The organism is Hymenobacter daecheongensis DSM 21074, assembly GCF_900141805.1.
GTDB classification, from domain to species: domain Bacteria; phylum Bacteroidota; class Bacteroidia; order Cytophagales; family Hymenobacteraceae; genus Hymenobacter; species Hymenobacter daecheongensis.
On record NZ_FQYN01000004.1, the window covers coordinates 521,867 to 539,655 of the forward strand.

Consider the following 17,789-nt stretch of genomic DNA (forward strand, 5'->3'; position numbering starts at 1 on the left):
CTAGAAGGAAGCTAAAAACTCCTGAAAACTGACGAGCGGCACTCTGGGAAACGGCAATTCGTGCAAGAGTTGAAAGTGACGGTCATTAGAAACCAAAAAATCGGCACCCGCCGCGACGGCTACGCCCACAAACTTATTGTCGTCGGGGTCTTCGGTCACCAGCTGCCACTTGTAGTAGGCTTCCTGTCGGTACGTGTTGGGCGCAAAAGCCAGGACATTGAGCACGGCCGCGGCGGTGAGCGGCGGTGAGCGGCGAATAGCGGCGCGTCATGATTTCGTCGTACTCCGTTAAAATCTCATTGCTGACTACCCACTCGAATGCCTCGGCAGCGAATAAGTCATAGAGCGCCCGAAAGGGACTGTTGGGGCCAACTGAAGCCACCAGACAATGGGTGTCGATGACAGCCCGCCGCATCAGGACGGCTCGTTCAGCATCTGCTCGTAATCTTCGGCAGTGTAGCCCCGCTCATCGTCGATGCGCCCCGCTTCCTGGCGCATAATTTCTAAATAGGACTTGACCATAAGTCGTTTCAGCTGCAAAGTTTCTTCCTCACTCATGCCACGCTCAAACAGGTGAAGCAGGCTGACTTGGATGGGATTGAGTTTGGTGGGCTGGCACGAAGAAGCAGATGACATGGCAGTACGCTGGTTAAGGGTACAGCAAGATAACGCCGTTTACCCAAAAGAGTGCTCATACCGTAGCATAGGTATCCAGCTTCAGCAGCGCCTGCACGAGACCGGCATCCGCCTGGAAGCCACCGGCGAAGTGCCATAATGTTACACCACCCCCATCCTCTCGCTTTCAATCTATTCCGGCGGCGGCGCGTATTTCTTGATTCGCGCACTACGATCATCTAAAATCTCTCCGACCATGTGCTACGCTCCTAACGCTCAACCTTTACCGTCCCGCTTGGGCCGCTTTGTCTGCCTGGCACTGCTGGCCACGGCCAGCTTGCTCTCCAGTTGCTCCGATGACAATGACGACCCAGCCGCGCCGCCCGTGACGCTGCCCGAAAAAATCACAGTTCCGCAGGCGGCCCTGCACCCCGAAGGCATTCAGTACGATGAGGCCAATAAGCGGTTTATAGTCAGCTCCCGCACCCGCGGGCGCCTTGGCACGGTGCAGGACGACAGCACTTACACTGCCTTTCCCGACGACCCGCGCCTGGTTTCCACCGTTGGCCTGAACCTCGATGCCACGCGCAACCGCCTGCTGGCGGCCGTGTCGGACAACGGGGCCAATGCCAGCCGCACCACCCCGGCTACCCTGCGCAAGCTGGCCGCGCTGGCCATTTTCAACCCAACCACCGGCAGCCTGACCTCCTACATCGACCTGGGCGGACTGCGACCCGGCCTGAACCATTTCGCCAACGACATTGCCGTGGATGCGCAAGGCAACTGCTACATCACCGACAGCCTTTCGCCCATTATTTACAAAGTGGATGCGCAGGGTACGGCTACGGTATTTCTGGAAGACCCGCGGCTCAGTGGCGGCACGGGCTTCGGGCTGAACGGCATCGTGTTTCACCCCGATGGCTACCTGCTGGTGGCCAAATCCAACGACGGCACCCTGTTCAAAGTACCCCTGAGCAACCCCACCGGCTTCACCACCGTGACCATCGCCCAAAGCCTGGTGGGGGCCGATGGGTTACTGCTGCTCGATCCGCAGACGCTGCTAGTGGTTTCGGGCAGCCAGAGCACGGTGTTCCGGCTGGCCACCACCACGGCTTGGGTTAGCGCCAGCGCCACGGGCAGCTTCGCCACCGGAGCCGTGAGCCCGACCACCATCACCCGCCGAGCTTCCGATGCGTACGTGCTGTATCCGTACCAAAGCACCGCGCCGCGGTTTGCCATCGTGCGGGCCAAATTCTGATTGGCTCAGGTAAATGCTGGCGTCGTCTTTAGCGGGAGTAGCGGGCGGCTTTGCGGGTATATTTCCCGCGCCACTTAGCTGCTTTGGCAAAATGCCTCGGGCGTAGCTGCGCCCGGTAGGCCGGCGGTAATGATTTTCCATCCGCGTGGGCCGTTTGCAAATCCAGCAGCGTGAGCATACTGTAGGTGCTGTTGCGCACCAGCATGAACGTGAGGCCTGCGCACATCAGGCCCAGGCCGGCGGCCACGGCGGCCCCGGATGCCGGTGTTTCCTCCCAATGACCGGTATACACGTTGTAGTCGCGCTGGGTGCCGGCCATGAGGCGCAGACCGGGCAGGGCCAGCAGCAGCGGCCAGCGGCCACCCGCCCGTTTCATAGCAAACAGAGCCGAAACGGCATCCAGCGAATCAGCGCGGGTGTAGACGGGGGCGGCGGGGGCGGCCGGAAGGCTGGCGGCGGGAACCGGGGCGGTCTGGGCGCGGCAAACGCCGGCCAGGCTTAGCAGCAGGCCGCAGCAGAGGATAAATCGGGGCATAAGGGCAGCAGTAAGTAGCGCACGGTTTAGACCGCAATATACTTCTCCCGGCTCTGGGTAGCTTTGCCCCATGTCCGTTTTTCAGATCTACCTCCAGCTCGGCTTCTTCCACATCTTCAACCTGCAGGCCTACGACCACCTCGTGTTTCTGCTGGCCCTGTGCGCGCCCTACGTGGCCTCCGACTGGCGGCGGGTTGTGGCACTGGTCACCAGCTTCACGGTGGGCCACTCACTCACGCTGGCGCTGGCCACGCTGGGCGTGGTGCACTACAGCCCGGCGCTGATTGAGGTGCTGATTCCCATTACCATCCTGCTCACCGCGGGCCTCAACCTGCGCCGGGCCGGCCAGCCCGAAGCCGAGCCGAAACGGCCAACGCTGGTACTGACCGGCCCCAATCTGCTGGCGGCCGGCTTTGGGCTGATTCATGGGCTGGGCTTTTCCAGCTACCTGCGCGAGTTGCTGGGGCGCCAGAGCCGGCCGGTGCTGGAGTTGCTGGCCTTCAATGTGGGCGTAGAGCTGGGTCAGCTACTGATTGTGGCCTTTATTCTGCTCACTGGCTTCGGGGTGCTGCGGCTGCTGGGAGCCACGCGCCGCAGCTGGGTGCTGGTGATGAGCGGGGCCGCCGGGGGCATTGCGGCGGTCTTGCTGCTGCAAAATCTTACGGCGGGCTGAGGAATTACGCGGCCGCGTGCAGCGTTGCGGGCTTGTTCGTGTCCCTGGTTTCCGGCAGCCGGGCATTGTGTAAATTGCCGGCTGTCTGCTTTGCTTCTTACTTTCCTTTCGATATGCTGAAACATCTTCTCCTGGCCGCGGGCCTCGTGGGAATGGCCGCCGCGCCGCTGCGGGCCCAAACCACGAATTCCGGCACCGACAAATTTGCCCAGCTCGGCACCACGCTGCCCACGCCCAACTCCTACCGCACGGCCTCCGGTGCTCCCGGGTCCGACTACTGGCAGCAGCGCGCCGACTACAACATCCGCGTGAAGCTGGATGACGAGAAGCAGGCCATTACGGGCTCCGAGGACATCACCTACACCAACCTCTCGCCCGACGTGCTGACCTACCTCTGGGTGCAGCTCGACCAGAATATTCTCGACAAAAACTCCATCACCACGGCCACGAAGGTGAACTCCCTGCAGGAGAAAATGACCTTTCAGGCCCTGGATTTCCTGATGAATTCCGACTTCGATGGCGGCTTCAAGATTGAGAAGGTGAGCATGAAGGGCGGCAAGGCCTTGCCCTACGTGGTGAACCACACCATGATGCGCATTGATTTGCCCACGCCGCTGCGGCCAAAGCAGGCCGTCACGTTCAGCATTGCCTGGCACTACAACATCAACGACCAGCTCAAAATCAACCAGCGCTCGGGCTACGAGTTTTTCCCCGACGACAAGAATTACCTCTACGAAATCGCGCAGTTCTATCCCCGCATGGCGGTGTACTCCGACAACCAGGGCTGGCAGCACAAGCAGTTTCTGGGCACCGGCGAGTTCACCCTGCCCTTCGGCGACTACCGTGTGAGCATCACCGCCCCCGCCGACCATATCGTGGGCGCTACCGGCACCCTGCAGAACCCCGACCAAGTGCTGACGGCCACCCAGCGCAAGCGCCTGGCCCAGGCCGACGGGGCCAACAAGCCCGTGCTCATCGTGACCCAGCAGGAAGCCGAGCAGGCTGAGAAAAGCCGCGCCAAGGGCACCAAAACCTGGACTTACGCCGCCAAAAACGTGCGCGACTTCGCCTGGGCCTCGTCGCGCAAATTTATCTGGGATGCCATGGGCATCAAGCAGAGCGGCGTGCCGGTGCTGTGTATGAGTTACTACCCCAAAGAGGGCAACCCGCTCTGGGGCAAGTATTCGACCGAAGTGGTGGCCCACACCATCAAGACCTACTCCAAGTTCACGATTCCCTACGCCTACCCCGTGGCCATTTCGGTGCACGGGCCGGTGGGCGGCATGGAATACCCGATGCTGTGCTTCAACGGCGGCCGGCCCGAGAAGGACGGCACCTACTCGGCCGACCGGAAATACGGGATGATTTCGGTGATTATCCACGAGGTGGGCCACAACTTCTTCCCCATGATCATCAACTCCGACGAGCGGCAGTGGTCGTGGATGGATGAGGGCCTGAACACCTTCGTGCAGTACCTCACCGAGCAGGAGTGGGAGCGGGGCTACCCTTCCCAGCGCGGGGAGCCCAAGAACATCGTGGACTATATGAAGACCGACAAGAGCCTGCAGACCCCGATTATGACCAACTCGGAGTCGGTGCTGCAGTTTGGGCCCAATGCGTATTCCAAGCCCGCCACCGGCCTGAACATCCTGCGCGAAACCATTCTGGGCCGCCAGCTTTTCGACCACGCCTTCAAAACCTACGCCCAGCGCTGGGCCTACAAGCACCCCGAGCCCGCCGACTTTTTCCGCACGATGGAAGATGCCTCCGGCACCGACCTTGACTGGTTCTGGCGCGGCTGGTTCTACACCACCGACCGCTCCGACCTCAGCATCGAAGGCATGAAATGGTACTCCGTGGACTCGAAGAACCCCGAAATTGAAAACGCCCGCAAGCGCGAAATGCTGAACGCCGAGCCCAAAACCCTCTCGCAGCAGCGCAATCTGCAGGACATCCAGAAAACCCTGGTGGACGTGAAGCCCGACCTGAAGGACTTCTACAACACGTACGACCCCACCGCCACTACCGACGCCGACAAGGCCCGCTACCAGCAGTACGTGAGCAAGCTCACGCCCACCCAGCAGCAGCGCCTGAAGGCCGGCCTGAACTTCTACGAAATGAACCTGCGCAACGTGGGCGGCCTGGTAATGCCCGTGGTGGTGCAGATGACTTACGCCGACGGCAAGCAGGAAGTGGTGAACATTCCGGCCGAAATCTGGCGCAAAAACAATGAGCGCGTCACCAAAGTGTTCATCACCGAGCAGCCTGTGGTGAGCTTTGTGCTGGACCCCTACCTGGAAACGGCCGACACGGACCTCTCCAACAATGCCTACCCGCAGCGGCCCGCGCCCTCGCGCTTCGAGTTGTTTGAGCGCCAGCAGCAGCCCCAGCCCAACCCTATGCAGCAGCAAAGCGCCGTGCAGAAGCAGGAGCAGAAGTCCGGCAGCAGCGTAGGCGGCGGCACAAACTAAAGCAGGGGGTATATCTATATTGGAACAGCCGGGCCCGTTGGTCCGGCTGTTTTTTTTATAAGGCACCTTGCAACGCAAGTCAATGGGGCCGACTCTACCTTTGACATAACACACCTATTCGTTTCTCTCGTATGAAAAAATTACTGCTGATTTCGTTACTGCTTAGTGTCGGGTTCGCCGGCTGCAAAAAAGCTCAGCTACCCACCCTGCCCTGTGTGAGCGGAACCCTGCTGGGCACCACCTGCGACGGGGCTTATTTGGTGCAGGTTGATACGACTTCCCAGCAGGCTATCGGAAAGCCGGTTGACTTTCGGGGCGATGCCGGCCCGGCACTTACTGGCTCAGCAATTAAATTCAGAACCTACCGAAACGTCGTTATCCTGTATGCGGCGATATTGCCGGCCGAGAAGCGAGGACAGCTATTTTATTTCCAGTATCAGCCCGGATCTACTGAAATTCCGGTGGCCTGCTCGCCTTCTGCCTTAGCCTACGAGGCCCCCCGATACCTTCAGCAAGGAGCTTCGAGTGTATCGTCCTGTTCGGCATTTCTGCCAGAATAGATTTCCGTAGCTTGGCTCCTCACTCACACCTGCATCCCATGGGCCTCCTCGACGCACTTCTCGGCAATGCTTCCGCCAACGACATTCAGGAAACGCAAAACGACTTGGCGCGCCTGCTGGCCGCCGATGAGCGGGTGGAAAAAGCCTACGCCATCCTCCGCGACCAGATCATCTTCACCACCAAGCGCCTGATTCTGGTGGATAAGCAGGGCCTGACGGGCAGCAAGAAGGAAATCCTGAGCATTCCGTACCGTAGCATCGAGCGGTTCAGCATGGAAACCACCGGCCACTTCGACCTCGACGCGGAGCTGAAAATCTGGGTGCGCGGCCAGACCGAGCCCCTCAGCAAAACCTTCCGCGACAACCAAAGCATCCACGATATCGGCAAGGCGCTGGCGGAGTATGCGCTTTAAGTGAGATAGTGAAATGGTGAGATAGTGAGTTTGATGTTCGATCTGCGCCGCTTGCGCCAGATGCGCAGATCGAACATCAAACTCACTATCTCACCATTTCACTATCTCACTTGTATAGCCGGCGGCGTGGGGTTGTACTCCGGCGTGGCCGTGTTGTGCTCGGCTTTCTTTTTGCCCTGGTCGTCTTTCACGTCGCGGCGGCTGAAGGGGCGGATGATGAGGCGCAGGGCCTGATCGGAGCTGAAGTAGCTGAAGGCCCAGTCGATGAAGGCCACCACTTTGTTGCGGAAGCCCACCAGCGTCATCAGGTGCACAAACAGCCAGGTGAGCCAGCCGAAGAAGCCGTTGAAATGCACGTTGCCCGGCAAATCGACTACGGCCTTGTTGCGGCTCACGATGGCCATCACGCCCTTGTTGTTGTACACGAAGGGCTCGGGCGGCTGGCCCTGGAGTAGGCGCTGCAGGTTTTTGGCCAACAAATCGGCCTGCTGCTGGGCCACGGGCGCCAGCATGGGCAGACCGCGGGGCATTTCTTCGGTCACCATGTTGGCCACGTCGCCGATGGCAAACACGTTGGGCAGGCCTTCCACCTGGTTCCAGGCATTCACGGTGATGCGCTTGTTGCGGGCCACCACTTCGGTGGGCAGGCCGGGCACCTCGGCCCCGTTCACACCGGCCGCCCAGATCAGGTTTTCGGTCGGAATGAACTCAGTATCCGAATAATACGCCCGGCAGTTCTCAAACCGCTTGATGGACGTATTCAGCCGCACCTCCACGCCCAGCTCCTGCATGTAGCGCAAAGCATCCTGCTGCGACTTCACCGACATGGGCCCGAGCAATTCCTTGCCCGCTTCCACCAGAATAATTTTCATCTGGCGCAGGTCCAGCTCGGGGTAGTCTTTGGGCAAAACGTGCTTTCGCATCTCAGCCAGCGAGCCGCTGATTTCCACGCCCGTCGGGCCGCCGCCGACTACCACAATGTTCAGCAGCGCCTGCTTTTCGGCGGGGTCGGCGGTGAGCAGGGCTTTTTCAAAATTCTGGAAGATGAAGCTGCGCAGGTTTAGCGAGTTCGGGATGCTCTTAATCTGCATGGCGTTTTTCTCCAGGCTCTCTATGCCGAAGAAATTGGTGAGCGAGCCGGTGGCCAGCACCAGATGGTCGTAGCGAATGTCGCCCACGCTGGTGTGCACCGTGTTGCGGGCCGTGTCTACGCGCTGCACGTCGGCCATGCGGTAGAAGAAATTCGGCTGGCCGGCAAAAATCTTGCGGATGGGGTAGGCAATGCTGTCGGCCTCCAGGGCTCCGGTAGCCACCTGGTATAGCAGGGGCTGGAAATTATGGTAATTATTGCGGTCGATGACCACGACCTGCACCGGCGCGTGGCGCAGGGCCTTGGCCAGCCGCAGCCCGCCAAAGCCGCAGCCCACAATCACGACGCGCGGCTGCGCGGAAACCGGAAGATTCGTATCCATTCTGAGGGAATGTTGAGGGTTAAAGGCTGAATGTTGACTGGTACGAATCTTTCGGCATTGGGTAGCAAAAGCGGTCCTGTCCTTGCGAGGCGTAAGCCGAAGCAATCCGTCTTGGACAATGAGCTGAGCCCTGATTAACCAGAAAGCCCTGACGCAGGGCATACGTCAGGGCTTTTTAGGTCAACAGAGCTTTTTACATTTCAGAGGACGGATTGCTTCGTCCTTCGTCCTCGCAATGACAGCGGGTTTCTTAATAATCCACGCCTTCTTTCTTCTTAAACTCGCCGCTTTTCACCTGATTTATCAGCTGTAGCCAGCTGAAGGGGTTTAGCAGCGGGTTGTTGGTTTGGGGCGTGGGGGCAGTGCCCATGCGGCGGTCCTGGTTGTATTGTTGGTTTTGCATGGTCTGGCGGTAGTTGCCCATGCTGGTCACGGGCAGGTTGTGGAACATGCGGCGCATGATGTCCCCGCTCAGGTTTTCAGCGGCGCTGGAGCCGCGCTCGGTGGGCAGGCGCAGGGCCAGAAAGGCCTGCTTGAAGGCCTTTTCGGTCATGTAGGGGAAAATGCGCACTTCGGGCAGCACCGTGGCATCTTCCTTTAGCTGCACAATTACGGAGTAGCTCTGGCGCGGGTAGGCGGCCGGAATCACCACGGTCTGGTTGCGGTAGCCCAAGGAGCGAATCACGATGCTGTCGCCGGTGAGCACGGGCAGCGAGAAGTAGCCGTAGGCATTGGTGGCGGTGCCGCGGCCGGCTTTGGGCACGAAGATGGTGGCTCCCGGCACGCCCAGCAGGCTGTCGCCGGTGGCCACGATGCCGGTGAACTGCACCACCCGGCGCTGGCCCTGGGCGTGGGCCGCAGGTCCGCTGCTCAGCCAACCGACAACAAGCACCAGCAGCGGCAGCCAAAAGGGGCGAAAACGAAGATTGACAGGCATACGGAGCATTACAGATGACAATAATACGGCACTTTGGGGGCTGAAGCCCGGCTTGGTGTAAATTTGTTGCGGCCAGCACCCTCGCCCCCGCCTTCCAGACAACAGATGCGCCTAAAACACTTCACCGTTGCATTTGGTCAGCAATTATTCAAAGCGTTCGGCGATGAGTCGCGCGTGCGCATCCTGCATCTGCTGTGGCGCAACCAGGAAATGTGCATCTCCGACCTGGAGCAGGTGCTCGATTTCACCCAAACAAAAACCTCCCGGCAATTATTGTACTTGAAAAATGCCGGGCTGGTGAACTTCCGCCGCCTCGACAACTGGATGTTTTACTACCTGAAGGACGAAGCCCTGGACCTGGTGCAGCAACTGCTGAGCCTGATGGAAAAAGACCCGCAGCTGGTGCGCGACCAGCAGATTTACCAAACCCTGTGGTCGAATCGGGAGTTAGCGGCCTATAAGCTCCAGAATCGCCGCTGGACCGGCAGCCCTAATCCGTCGCGCTAAGGCGGCACCGGCCGCTGCTTTGTTTCACTGGCCTCGCCTGAGGCGCTTTCTTCTTGTGCCTGCCATGCCGCTTGCCTACCACATTTTCGTTTGCAACAATCAGAAAACCGAAGTGGGCAGCGACGTAGCCAAAGCGCTGAAAATTGCCCTGAAAAAGCAGGGCCTGAAAAACTTCGTGACGGGCGGCAAAAAGCACCAGGCCCGCGTGCAGACCTGCAACTGCCTGGATGTGTGCAAACACTGCAAAAAAGGCCCCGGCGCGGCGCTGGTCATCTATCCCGAAGGCACGTTTTATGGCAAAGTGAAGCCCGCCGATGCCGCCGAGCTGGTGCAGGAGCACATCGGCGCGGGCCGCGTGGTGGAGCGGCTGGCGCTGTGAGGTGTCAGTTGTCAGTTTAGGTAGCCACTGCTTCGTGGACCACCGCCACAATCGAATTTTTAATTCTTAATTCTCAATTTTTAATTGAAAACCTACCGCCACCTCTTCTTCGACCTCGACCATACCCTGTGGGATTTCGAGAAGAACGCCGATGAGACGCTACGCCACCTGTTTGAGCAGCACACGCTGGGGCGCCACGGTACCTTCACGGCCGATGAGTTCATTGGCGTGTACAGCCGTATCAATCATGCGCTGTGGCGGCTGTATCAGGCCAACAAAATCAGCCAGCGGCAGCTGCGCGAGGTGCGGTTTGTGCGCACGCTGGCCAAGCTGGGCGTGCCCGAAAGTGAAGTACCGGCCACCATTTCGGAGGATTTTACCGCTATTTTGCCCCGCAAGTCGGCCGTATTTCCCTTTACCCACGAGGTGCTGGCCTATCTGCGCGAGCGGTACACGCTGCACCTCATCACCAACGGCTTTCAGGATGTTCAGCACATCAAGCTCACATCCTCCAACCTCACCGACTACTTCCAGGAAGTCATTACCTCCGAGCACAGCGGCTTTTTAAAGCCCGACCGGCGCATGTTTGAGCACGCCCTGCGCTGCACCGGCGCCAACGCCGACGAGAGCCTGATGATCGGCGACAACCTCGAATGCGACGTGCTGGGTGCCTACAACGCCGGCATCGACCAGGTGTACTTTAACCCCGACAAGCGCCGCCACTTCGCCGACGTGACGTACGAAATCAGCTGTTTGAGCGAGCTGAAGGCGTTTTTGTAGCGTTCTAAAATATTCGCGCAGGCTGGCGCACGCATTCCCGCATCTGCCGACCTTTGCCCGACTATGATTCAACTACTCGGCATTTCTGGTAAGCGCGGCAGCGGCAAAGACACGGTGGCCCGCCTCATTCAGCAGCTGCAGCCTGAGCGCCACTGGCAGATTATGTCCTTCGGCGATGCCATAAAAGCCGTGTGCGCCACACTGGCCGGCGAGGCTGTGGCTCCTTACTACACCCAGGCCGGCAAAACTGAGTTGCTGCCCGCCTTTGGCCGCACGCGCGGCGAGATGCTGCAACAGGTGGGCGCGGCGCTACGGGCCTGGAACTACGAAATCTGGGTGCAGGCCTTTTTCGCCCGCCTGCCGCCGGATCAGTTCGTTATCATTCCCGATGTGCGCTTCCCCAACGAAGCCCAGCCCATCCTGAACCGGGGCGGGCTGATGCTGCGCGTGGAAGGCGACCCGCTGAAGCAGCAGGGCGACGGCACCCGCGACGACACCCACCCCAGCGAAACCGTGATGGATACCTACGAGCAGTTCGCGGCCGTGCTGCACAACCGCGGCTCCCGCGCCGAGTTGGAGCAGCAGGTGCGGACGCTGCTGGCGGGGCTGTCGTGACCCGCCCCTTACTGTTGCCGGTAAGGCACCCTAATGGAGGTAGAGTGCCTGTGGGCGGAGGCGCATGCTGCCTTACCGCTGTTAGGGTGCCTGTCGACGGAGCTGCATGCTGCCTTACCTGTGTTAGGGTGCCTGTCGACGGAGTTGCATGCTACCCTACCGCTGTTAGGGTACCTGTCGGCGGAGACGACAAGCACCCTAACAGCGGTAGGGCACCTGTTGGCAGAGACGAATACTCTATATTAACCCATTAGCGGCATCATTCCCGAATCTGGTCGATACCTTTGCCCTACCCCCTCCCAAAAACGAAAAACCAACACCCAAAACCCAACTCATGGCTAACGGCTTTTTCAACGTCCCCGCCCCGATCAACGAGCCCGTGAAGGGCTACGCGCCCAACTCGCCCGAGCGGGTGGGGCTGCACAAGATGCTCAAGGAACTGAAGCAGCAGCAGCGCGACATTCCGATGCACATCGGTGGGCAGGAAATCCGCACCGGCAAGAAAAAGAACATCACCCCGCCCCACGACCACCAGCACGTGCTGGGCCAGTTTCATGAGGGCGACGCCAGCCATGTGCAGCAGGCCATCGACGCGGCCCTGGCCGCCCGCCCACTCTGGGCCGAAATGCCCTGGGAGCACCGTGCGGCCATCTTCCTGAAAGCCGCCGACCTGCTGGCCGGCCCCTACCGCGCCCGGATCAACGCGGCCACCATGCTGGGCCAGAGCAAGAACTGCTTCCAGGCCGAAATCGACGCGGCCTGCGAGCTGATCGACTTCTTCCGGTTCAACGTGCACTTCATGCAGCAGATCTACCAGCAGCAGCCCGAAAGCCTGCCCGGCATGTGGAACCGCCTGGAGCACCGCCCGCTGGAAGGCTTCGTATTTGCCCTCACGCCCTTCAACTTCACCTCCATTGCCGGCAACCTGCCCTCCTCGGCCGCCATGATGGGCAACGTGGTGGTATGGAAGCCCTCCAACACCCAGATCTACTCGGCCCAGGTGCTGATGGAGCTGTTCAAGGAGGCCGGCGTACCTGATGGCGTTATCAACCTGGTATATGTCAGCGGCCCCACCGCCGGCGACGTTATCTTCCGGCACCGCGACTTTGCCGGCATCCACTTCACCGGCTCCACGGGCGTGTTCAATGGTATCTGGAAAGCCATCGGCGACAACATTTCCTCCTATAAGAGCTACCCGCGCATCGTGGGCGAAACCGGCGGCAAGGACTTCATCCTGGCTCACCCCTCGGCCCACGCCAAGGCCGTGGCCGTGGGCATCAGCCGGGGCGCGTTTGAGTACCAGGGCCAGAAATGCTCGGCCGCCTCACGGGTGTACCTGCCCAGCAACCTGGCCGACGAAATACTGGGCTACGTGAAGGAAGACCTGGCCTCGTTCAAGATGGGCGACGTGGAGGACTTCTCCAACTTCATCAACGCCGTTATCGACGAGAAATCCTTCGACAAGCTGGCCAAGTACATCGACGAAGCCAAGGCTGACCCGAACGCCGAAATCGTGGCCGGCGGCGGCTACGACAAGTCGAAGGGCTACTTCATCGAGCCCACCGTCATCGTGGCCAAGGACCCGAAGTACGTGACCATGTGCGAGGAGCTGTTCGGCCCCGTCGTCACGGTCCACATCTACGACGCCGCCAAGTTCGACGAGGTGCTGACCCTGGTGGACACGACCTCGCCCTACGCCCTGACTGGTGCCATCTTCGCCCAGGACCGCTACGCCATCGACCAGGCCTCCAAGGCGCTGGTGCACGCGGCCGGCAACTTCTACATCAACGACAAGCCCACCGGCGCCGTGGTCGGCCAGCAGCCCTTCGGCGGGGCCCGGGCCTCCGGCACCAACGACAAGGCCGGCTCGATGCTGAACCTGCTGCGCTGGGTGTCGCCGCGCGCCATCAAGGAAACCTTCGTGCCCGTCACGGACTACCGCTACCCCTTCCTGGGCTCGGCTCCGGCCGAGGATCTGAACCGGGACAAGGGCCTGTAACGCGAAGCTCCGCTTCGCGGCTCGTCCGCGCCGCATGAACGAAAAGGCCGCTCCGGGATTCCGGGGCGGCTTTTTTATTTCAAACAGAACGTCATGCTGAGCTTGCCGAAGCATCTCTACCGCTTCGTTGGAATCAGCCGATTCCTGCTACTCCAAAATGAGCTTGATTTCCTCATTACTACTTAGCATTTCAGTTAAAATATAGAATAGATTGTGCTGTTCTCCTCGATTTAGCCTTTGTGCCGACAGAGCAGAATCTGACCACAGAATTTCGGTCACATTTAAGCTTGGGTCATCTGTATAGTTGAAGCTATACAGTACAATTTCATCTAACGAATCCAGATTTCGGCCCCAAGGACATTCACCTATAATGAGGTGTTTCTCAATCTGGCCGTAGAAATCATCAATGGTGTTGATTAAGTTACCTTCGATGATAATTTTCATCACAACATTTCTTTAGCAAGCTGCCTTATTTCATCTATAGTAAGCTCGAACTCGGGACCTTCTTCCATCAGTTCGATGGTCATTATCTTATCCTCCAAGTCCTTTTCACAGCGTCCCTGGTAATTGAGAAATTTTGTTGACGCCCAGCGCGCTAACCTCACAACCGAAAACGGCGGCTCTGCCTCTGCCAAGTCACGCTCAAGTTCTGCTAGCAATTCAGCAGCAAAACGTCTTTTCGTGTAAATCATAATTTCAACTGTATAAATACTTCATCAGGCAGACGGTAGATGCAGCATGACGGCCAATTTTGCTACAACTCCCCCGGCGGCTGTGCCCGCATCGGCGTGATGCTGATTTCATCATAAACATCCGCTACCCGCAGTGAAATAGCTAGTTCCGGAATTTCCAGCGTATCCGTCAGCTCCCCCAGCGGGGTGAAGGACCACACGCCGCTGGGCTCCCGCCGGAACCACTCCACCAAGCAGGTGTGCTGCGACACCAGCACGTAGTGCTGCAACGAAGGTAACTGCTTGTACTGGTTGAACTTCCAGCTCCGGTCGTGGTCGGCCGTAGACGGCGACAGAATTTCGATGATGAGTACCGGATGGCGCATGATGCGCTCCTCATTCACGTCCTCCGGGTGGCAGGTCACCATTACGTCCGGATAAGTGTAGTAGCGACCTTCTGCCACAGCCAGCTGCATTCCCTCGTCATACACTTTGCAACCCCGGCCTCGTAGAGAAGTCCGAAGGCTGATGACGCAATTCTGCCGGATGGTATGGTGCGTGGCGGAAGCCCCCGACATGGCGAAAACTTCGCCCTCGAAATACTCGTGGCGCTGCTCGGATGCTTCCTCCAAAGCCTGGTACTCTTCGACGGTATAAAGCCGGGGCGGCGATTGGGTCTGCGACATAGGGCCAAAAGCTAATTTGTCCAAATATACGCCATTACGCCCCCTACCGCTCGTAACCTTTGTTCCCAACCCCACAGGCGCTACCTTTGCCCGTCAATGCCCATTCCAATGGGCTCTTAACTGCTGAATCGTATGCTTCTCGCCGTAGCCACCAATTACCAGCCGGTTGATTTTCTGCCCATTGTAGTCCAGTTCGGCTTGGCCATTGCCTTCGTTGCCTTCGCCATGATTGTGTCCCACCTCGTGGGCCCCAAGCGGCAGAGCACGGTGAAGGACGCCTCGTTTGAGTGCGGTATCGAGTCGGTGGGCAACGCCCGCACCCCGATTTCGATTAAATACTTCCTGACCGCCATTCTGTTCGTGCTTTTCGACGTGGAGGTCATCTTCATGTATCCTTGGGCCGTGAACTTCCGCACCCTGGGCTGGGACGGCTTCGTGCAGATGATTGTGTTCCTGACCCTACTGATGGCGGGTTTCGCCTACGTCATCAAAAAGGGCATTCTGAAGTGGACCGGCACCCACGCCTAAGTTCAAATTGCCCAAACCTTTGCCGGCTGGCCGGTGTTCGGAATCGGGGACTTTCTCCCCTCCAAACTGCTACTTCCGATGAGTGATATTCGTGTTCCTGAAATAAAGATGGTGGACGCGCCCGACGGCGTGGAAGGCGCGGGCTTCTTTGCCACTTCCCTGGAGTCGGTGGTGGGCATGGCCCGGGCCAACTCGCTCTGGCCCCTGCCGTTTGCTACCTCCTGCTGCGGCATCGAGTTCATGGCCACCATGGGCTCCCACTACGACATTTCCCGCTTCGGCTCCGAGCGCCCCAGCTTCTCGCCCCGGCAGGCAGACCTACTGATGGTGATGGGCACCATCGCCAAGAAGATGGCGCCCATCGTGAAGCAGGTGTACGAGCAGATGGCCGAGCCCCGCTGGGTGCTGGCCATGGGCGCCTGCGCCTGCTCCGGCGGCATCTTCGACTCCTACTCCGTGCTGCAGGGCATCGACCGGATCATCCCGGTGGATGTGTACGTGCCCGGCTGCCCGCCCCGCCCCGAGCAGGTGCTCGACGGCCTGATGCGCGTGCAGGATCTGGCCCGCACCGAATCCATCCGCCGCCGCAACGCCCCCGAGTACCAGGCGCTGCTGGCTTCTTACAACATTAAGTAAGGAGCTAGGAGCTAGAAGCTGGGAGTTAGAATTTGTTCTGCCATCCTTTTCATTCTAACTCCCAGCTTCTAGCTCCTAGCTCCTCCAAAAAGAATGGCTGAAAACACCGAAGAATCGGCTGCCGCGCAGGAAACGGCCGCCATCCAGGACCCGCAGGCGGCCAAGAACGCCCAGCTGCTCGCGCTGCTGCACCGCCTGTTCGGCACCGACGCGTTTACCGACGTGGAGGAGCCTTACGGCCTGCTGACGGCCACCACTACCCGGGAGCGGCTGCACGACATCATCGCCGGCCTGCAGCAGGATCAGGAGCTGCAGCTCAATTTTCTGACCACGATGTGCGGTATCCATTACCCCGAAAACGAGGGCCAGGAGCTGGGCATGGTGTACCATCTGCACAGCATGGTACACAACCTGCGCCTGCGCCTGAAGATCTTCTTCCCCATTGCCGACCCGGTGGTGCCCACGCTGACGGACCTCTACGCCACCGCCAACTGGATGGAGCGCGAGGCCTACGACTTCTACGGCATCATCTTCACGGGCCACCCCAACCTGATCCGCATTCTGAATGTGGAGGACATGGACTACCACCCCATGCGCCGCGAATATGCGCTGGAAGACGGTACCCGCGAAGACAAAACCGACCTTTTCTTCGGACGATAACTATTTGTCATGCTGACGAAGGAAGCACCTTATCACCGCTGCTTTTGTCAGATTCTCTAATCGATGCGGCGCGGACGTGATAAGGTCCTTCGCAAGCTCAGGATGACAACACTGATATGGCAGTAAACGACACGCTGGAAGGCACCCACAAAATCGTTCAGGAGGCGAAGGAGCAGCAGCAGCACAGCGGCCTGATTCCGACGCTCAACGACTTCTCGCAGGAGCTGACGACCCTGAACCTGGGCCCGACGCACCCGGCCACGCACGGCATTTTCCAGAACATCCTGCAAATGGACGGGGAGCGGATCATTTCCGGCGTGCCCACCATCGGCTACATCCACCGGGCCTTCGAGAAGATTGCCGAGCGCCGGCCCTTCTACCAGATTACGCCCCTGACGGACCGGATGAACTACTGTTCCAGTCCCATCAACAACATGGGCTGGCACATGACGGTGGAGAAGCTGCTCGGTGTGACCGTGCCCAAGCGTGCCCAGTACATGCGTGTCATTGCCATGGAGTTGGCCCGCATCACCGACCATCTGATCTGCAACTCGATTCTGGGCGTGGACACCGGAGCCTTCACCGGCTTCCTCTACGTGTTCCAGGAGCGCGAGAAGGTCTACGAGATTTACGAGGAAATCTGCGGCGCCCGCCTCACCACCAACATGGGCCGCGTGGGCGGCATGGAGCGCGACTTTTCGGATGTTGCCATCCAGAAGCTGCGCGACTGGCTCAAAACCTTCCCCGCGGTGATGAAGGAGTTTGAGTCGATGTTCAACCGCAACCGCATCTTCATGGACCGCGTGGTGAACGTGGGCCCGATTACGGCGGAAAAAGCCCTGAACTACGGCTTCACCGGCCCCAACCTGCGCGCCGCCGGCGTCGACTACGATGTGCGGGCCATGAACCCCTACTCCAGCTACGAGGACTTCGAGTTTGAAATCCCCGTGGGCACCAAGGGCGACACCTACGACAGGTTCATGGTGCGCAACGAGGAAATCTGGCAGAGCCTGCGCATTATCAACCAGGCCCTGGAAAACCTGCCCGAGGGCCCCTTCCACGCCGATGCCCCGCACTACTACCTGCCCCCCAAGCAGGCCGTGTACAAGAACATGGAGGCCCTGATCTACCACTTCAAGATCATCATGGGGGAGATTGAAGCGCCGGTAGGTGAAGTGTACCACTCCGTGGAGGGCGGCAATGGCGAGCTGGGCTTCTACCTCGTCTCGGACGGGGGCCGCACGCCCTACCGCCTGCATTTCCGCCGTCCCTGCTTCATCTACTACCAGGCCTACCCCGAAATGGTGGTGGGCAGCAGCCTCTCCGACGCCATCGTAACCCTGTCGTCGATGAATGTTATTGCCGGCGAGCTGGACGCGTAATCCGTAGTCAAC

General features: G+C 59.5%; 23 protein-coding genes. 14 read left to right on the forward strand and 9 right to left on the reverse strand.

From position 1 onward, the window contains the following. From BUB62_RS19580 to BUB62_RS10335, 3 genes are read right to left on the reverse strand one after another with little or no spacing between them, the layout of a single operon-like run. The gene (locus tag BUB62_RS19580; RefSeq protein WP_234988670.1) at positions 1–225 is read right to left on the reverse strand and encodes a PIN domain-containing protein; all 225 of its coding nucleotides are present in this window, start codon (positions 223–225) and stop codon (positions 1–3) included. After that, complete coding sequence (locus BUB62_RS19800; RefSeq protein WP_394333420.1) at positions 134–415, reverse strand: PIN domain-containing protein; 282 nt, start codon at positions 413–415, stop codon at positions 134–136. The genes BUB62_RS19580 and BUB62_RS19800 overlap by 92 nt, the downstream gene beginning before the upstream one ends. Continuing rightward, positions 415–636, reverse strand: a complete 222-nt coding sequence (locus tag BUB62_RS10335) for a hypothetical protein (RefSeq protein ID WP_073109576.1) — start codon at positions 634–636, stop codon at positions 415–417. Before BUB62_RS10335 ends, BUB62_RS19800 begins: the two co-directional genes overlap by 1 nt. Positions 637–910: 274 nt before the next feature. Here BUB62_RS10335 and BUB62_RS10340 point away from each other — a divergent pair, with 274 nt between their 5' ends. Beyond that, positions 911–1,873 (forward strand): SMP-30/gluconolactonase/LRE family protein, encoded by a 963-nt coding sequence (locus BUB62_RS10340; RefSeq protein WP_073109579.1) that lies wholly within the window; start codon positions 911–913, stop codon positions 1,871–1,873. A 28-nt stretch (positions 1,874–1,901) separates the two neighbouring features. Here the strand turns inward: BUB62_RS10340 and BUB62_RS10345 are convergent, their stop codons facing one another. Then, positions 1,902–2,408, reverse strand: coding sequence for a hypothetical protein (locus BUB62_RS10345; protein ID WP_073109582.1), 507 nt, complete (start codon positions 2,406–2,408; stop codon positions 1,902–1,904). Between the two features lie 70 nt (positions 2,409–2,478). On the opposite strand from BUB62_RS10345, the gene BUB62_RS10350 reads away from it, so the two are divergent. The 4 genes from BUB62_RS10350 to BUB62_RS10365 all read left to right on the forward strand — a co-directional run bounded on the left by BUB62_RS10350 (position 2,479) and on the right by BUB62_RS10365 (position 6,525). Further along, positions 2,479–3,081 (forward strand): HupE/UreJ family protein, encoded by a 603-nt coding sequence (locus BUB62_RS10350; RefSeq protein ID WP_073109584.1) that lies wholly within the window; start codon positions 2,479–2,481, stop codon positions 3,079–3,081. Positions 3,082–3,194: 113 nt separating this feature from the next. Then, positions 3,195–5,552 carry a M1 family metallopeptidase gene (locus BUB62_RS10355; protein ID WP_073109588.1) on the forward strand — a complete coding sequence of 786 codons (2,358 nt, stop codon included), beginning with the start codon at positions 3,195–3,197 and terminating at the stop codon, positions 5,550–5,552. Between the two features lie 131 nt (positions 5,553–5,683). After that, entirely contained in the window at positions 5,684–6,112 is a 429-nt protein-coding gene (locus BUB62_RS10360; RefSeq protein WP_073109591.1) for a hypothetical protein, read from the forward strand. 38 nt (positions 6,113–6,150) lie between these two features. Continuing rightward, positions 6,151–6,525: a PH domain-containing protein gene (locus tag BUB62_RS10365; protein ID WP_073109594.1), complete on the forward strand. Its 375-nt coding sequence runs from the start codon at positions 6,151–6,153 to the stop codon at positions 6,523–6,525. Between the two features lie 101 nt (positions 6,526–6,626). Here the strand turns inward: BUB62_RS10365 and BUB62_RS10370 are convergent, their stop codons facing one another. Next, on the reverse strand, positions 6,627–7,997 hold the full coding sequence (locus BUB62_RS10370) for an NAD(P)/FAD-dependent oxidoreductase (protein WP_073109596.1): 1,371 nt from the start codon (positions 7,995–7,997) through the stop codon (positions 6,627–6,629). Positions 7,998–8,247: 250 nt separating this feature from the next. Next, the gene (locus tag BUB62_RS10375) at positions 8,248–8,934 is read right to left on the reverse strand and encodes a carboxypeptidase-like regulatory domain-containing protein (RefSeq protein WP_159437441.1); all 687 of its coding nucleotides are present in this window, start codon (positions 8,932–8,934) and stop codon (positions 8,248–8,250) included. Positions 8,935–9,039: 105 nt separating this feature from the next. On the opposite strand from BUB62_RS10375, the gene BUB62_RS10380 reads away from it, so the two are divergent. From BUB62_RS10380 to pruA, 5 genes are all read left to right on the forward strand, one after another. Continuing rightward, on the forward strand, positions 9,040–9,441 hold the full coding sequence (locus tag BUB62_RS10380; RefSeq protein ID WP_073109598.1) for an ArsR/SmtB family transcription factor: 402 nt from the start codon (positions 9,040–9,042) through the stop codon (positions 9,439–9,441). A gap of 64 nt (positions 9,442–9,505) precedes the next feature. After that, a complete protein-coding gene (locus BUB62_RS10385; RefSeq protein ID WP_073109600.1) occupies positions 9,506–9,820 on the forward strand; it encodes a (2Fe-2S) ferredoxin domain-containing protein in 315 nt (104 codons plus the stop codon). A gap of 84 nt (positions 9,821–9,904) precedes the next feature. Continuing rightward, the gene (locus BUB62_RS10390) at positions 9,905–10,600 is read left to right on the forward strand and encodes a YjjG family noncanonical pyrimidine nucleotidase (protein ID WP_073109602.1); all 696 of its coding nucleotides are present in this window, start codon (positions 9,905–9,907) and stop codon (positions 10,598–10,600) included. Positions 10,601–10,663: 63 nt separating this feature from the next. Further along, a complete protein-coding gene (locus BUB62_RS10395) occupies positions 10,664–11,215 on the forward strand; it encodes a nucleoside/nucleotide kinase family protein (RefSeq protein WP_073109603.1) in 552 nt (183 codons plus the stop codon). A 334-nt stretch (positions 11,216–11,549) separates the two neighbouring features. Further along, positions 11,550–13,214 carry an L-glutamate gamma-semialdehyde dehydrogenase gene (pruA, locus tag BUB62_RS10405; protein WP_073109606.1) on the forward strand — a complete coding sequence of 555 codons (1,665 nt, stop codon included), beginning with the start codon at positions 11,550–11,552 and terminating at the stop codon, positions 13,212–13,214. 147 nt (positions 13,215–13,361) lie between these two features. Here pruA and BUB62_RS10410 read toward each other — a convergent pair whose 3' ends face one another. From BUB62_RS10410 to BUB62_RS10420, 3 genes are all read right to left on the reverse strand, one after another. Then, the gene (locus BUB62_RS10410) at positions 13,362–13,658 is read right to left on the reverse strand and encodes a barstar family protein (protein ID WP_073109608.1); all 297 of its coding nucleotides are present in this window, start codon (positions 13,656–13,658) and stop codon (positions 13,362–13,364) included. Then, entirely contained in the window at positions 13,658–13,906 is a 249-nt protein-coding gene (locus tag BUB62_RS10415) for a hypothetical protein (RefSeq protein ID WP_143164106.1), read from the reverse strand. Before BUB62_RS10415 ends, BUB62_RS10410 begins: the two co-directional genes overlap by 1 nt. Positions 13,907–13,968: 62 nt before the next feature. Continuing rightward, the gene (locus tag BUB62_RS10420) at positions 13,969–14,571 is read right to left on the reverse strand and encodes a Uma2 family endonuclease (RefSeq protein ID WP_073109611.1); all 603 of its coding nucleotides are present in this window, start codon (positions 14,569–14,571) and stop codon (positions 13,969–13,971) included. 132 nt (positions 14,572–14,703) lie between these two features. Here BUB62_RS10420 and BUB62_RS10425 point away from each other — a divergent pair, with 132 nt between their 5' ends. From BUB62_RS10425 to BUB62_RS10440, 4 genes are all read left to right on the forward strand, one after another. Next, on the forward strand, positions 14,704–15,099 hold the full coding sequence (locus tag BUB62_RS10425; RefSeq protein ID WP_073109613.1) for an NADH-quinone oxidoreductase subunit A: 396 nt from the start codon (positions 14,704–14,706) through the stop codon (positions 15,097–15,099). Positions 15,100–15,177: 78 nt separating this feature from the next. Continuing rightward, entirely contained in the window at positions 15,178–15,735 is a 558-nt protein-coding gene (locus BUB62_RS10430) for an NADH-quinone oxidoreductase subunit B (protein WP_073109614.1), read from the forward strand. 93 nt (positions 15,736–15,828) lie between these two features. Next, positions 15,829–16,395, forward strand: a complete 567-nt coding sequence (locus tag BUB62_RS10435; RefSeq protein WP_084538979.1) for an NADH-quinone oxidoreductase subunit C — start codon at positions 15,829–15,831, stop codon at positions 16,393–16,395. A gap of 116 nt (positions 16,396–16,511) precedes the next feature. Further along, the gene (locus BUB62_RS10440; protein ID WP_084538980.1) at positions 16,512–17,777 is read left to right on the forward strand and encodes an NADH-quinone oxidoreductase subunit D; all 1,266 of its coding nucleotides are present in this window, start codon (positions 16,512–16,514) and stop codon (positions 17,775–17,777) included. Positions 17,778–17,789 lie beyond the last annotated feature (12 nt).

What these genes read in the sequence shown, in the direction of transcription:
- BUB62_RS19800 (WP_394333420.1), bottom strand. Translation starts at nt 415, where the DNA reads ATGCGGCGGGCTGTCATCGACACCCATTGTCTGGTGGCTTCAGTTGGC.
- BUB62_RS10335 (WP_073109576.1), bottom strand. Translation starts at nt 636, where the DNA reads ATGTCATCTGCTTCTTCGTGCCAGCCCACCAAACTCAATCCCATCCAA.
- BUB62_RS10345 (WP_073109582.1), bottom strand. Translation starts at nt 2,408, where the DNA reads ATGCCCCGATTTATCCTCTGCTGCGGCCTGCTGCTAAGCCTGGCCGGC.
- BUB62_RS10350 (WP_073109584.1), top strand. Translation starts at nt 2,479, where the DNA reads ATGTCCGTTTTTCAGATCTACCTCCAGCTCGGCTTCTTCCACATCTTC.
- BUB62_RS10355 (WP_073109588.1), top strand. Translation starts at nt 3,195, where the DNA reads ATGCTGAAACATCTTCTCCTGGCCGCGGGCCTCGTGGGAATGGCCGCC.
- BUB62_RS10360 (WP_073109591.1), top strand. Translation starts at nt 5,684, where the DNA reads ATGAAAAAATTACTGCTGATTTCGTTACTGCTTAGTGTCGGGTTCGCC.
- BUB62_RS10365 (WP_073109594.1), top strand. Translation starts at nt 6,151, where the DNA reads ATGGGCCTCCTCGACGCACTTCTCGGCAATGCTTCCGCCAACGACATT.
- BUB62_RS10370 (WP_073109596.1), bottom strand. Translation starts at nt 7,997, where the DNA reads ATGGATACGAATCTTCCGGTTTCCGCGCAGCCGCGCGTCGTGATTGTG.
- BUB62_RS10375 (WP_159437441.1), bottom strand. Translation starts at nt 8,934, where the DNA reads ATGCCTGTCAATCTTCGTTTTCGCCCCTTTTGGCTGCCGCTGCTGGTG.
- BUB62_RS10380 (WP_073109598.1), top strand. Translation starts at nt 9,040, where the DNA reads ATGCGCCTAAAACACTTCACCGTTGCATTTGGTCAGCAATTATTCAAA.
- BUB62_RS10385 (WP_073109600.1), top strand. Translation starts at nt 9,506, where the DNA reads ATGCCGCTTGCCTACCACATTTTCGTTTGCAACAATCAGAAAACCGAA.
- BUB62_RS10395 (WP_073109603.1), top strand. Translation starts at nt 10,664, where the DNA reads ATGATTCAACTACTCGGCATTTCTGGTAAGCGCGGCAGCGGCAAAGAC.
- pruA (WP_073109606.1), top strand. Translation starts at nt 11,550, where the DNA reads ATGGCTAACGGCTTTTTCAACGTCCCCGCCCCGATCAACGAGCCCGTG.
- BUB62_RS10410 (WP_073109608.1), bottom strand. Translation starts at nt 13,658, where the DNA reads ATGAAAATTATCATCGAAGGTAACTTAATCAACACCATTGATGATTTC.
- BUB62_RS10415 (WP_143164106.1), bottom strand. Translation starts at nt 13,906, where the DNA reads ATGATTTACACGAAAAGACGTTTTGCTGCTGAATTGCTAGCAGAACTT.
- BUB62_RS10420 (WP_073109611.1), bottom strand. Translation starts at nt 14,571, where the DNA reads ATGTCGCAGACCCAATCGCCGCCCCGGCTTTATACCGTCGAAGAGTAC.
- BUB62_RS10425 (WP_073109613.1), top strand. Translation starts at nt 14,704, where the DNA reads ATGCTTCTCGCCGTAGCCACCAATTACCAGCCGGTTGATTTTCTGCCC.
- BUB62_RS10430 (WP_073109614.1), top strand. Translation starts at nt 15,178, where the DNA reads ATGAGTGATATTCGTGTTCCTGAAATAAAGATGGTGGACGCGCCCGAC.
- BUB62_RS10435 (WP_084538979.1), top strand. Translation starts at nt 15,829, where the DNA reads ATGGCTGAAAACACCGAAGAATCGGCTGCCGCGCAGGAAACGGCCGCC.
- BUB62_RS10440 (WP_084538980.1), top strand. Translation starts at nt 16,512, where the DNA reads ATGGCAGTAAACGACACGCTGGAAGGCACCCACAAAATCGTTCAGGAG.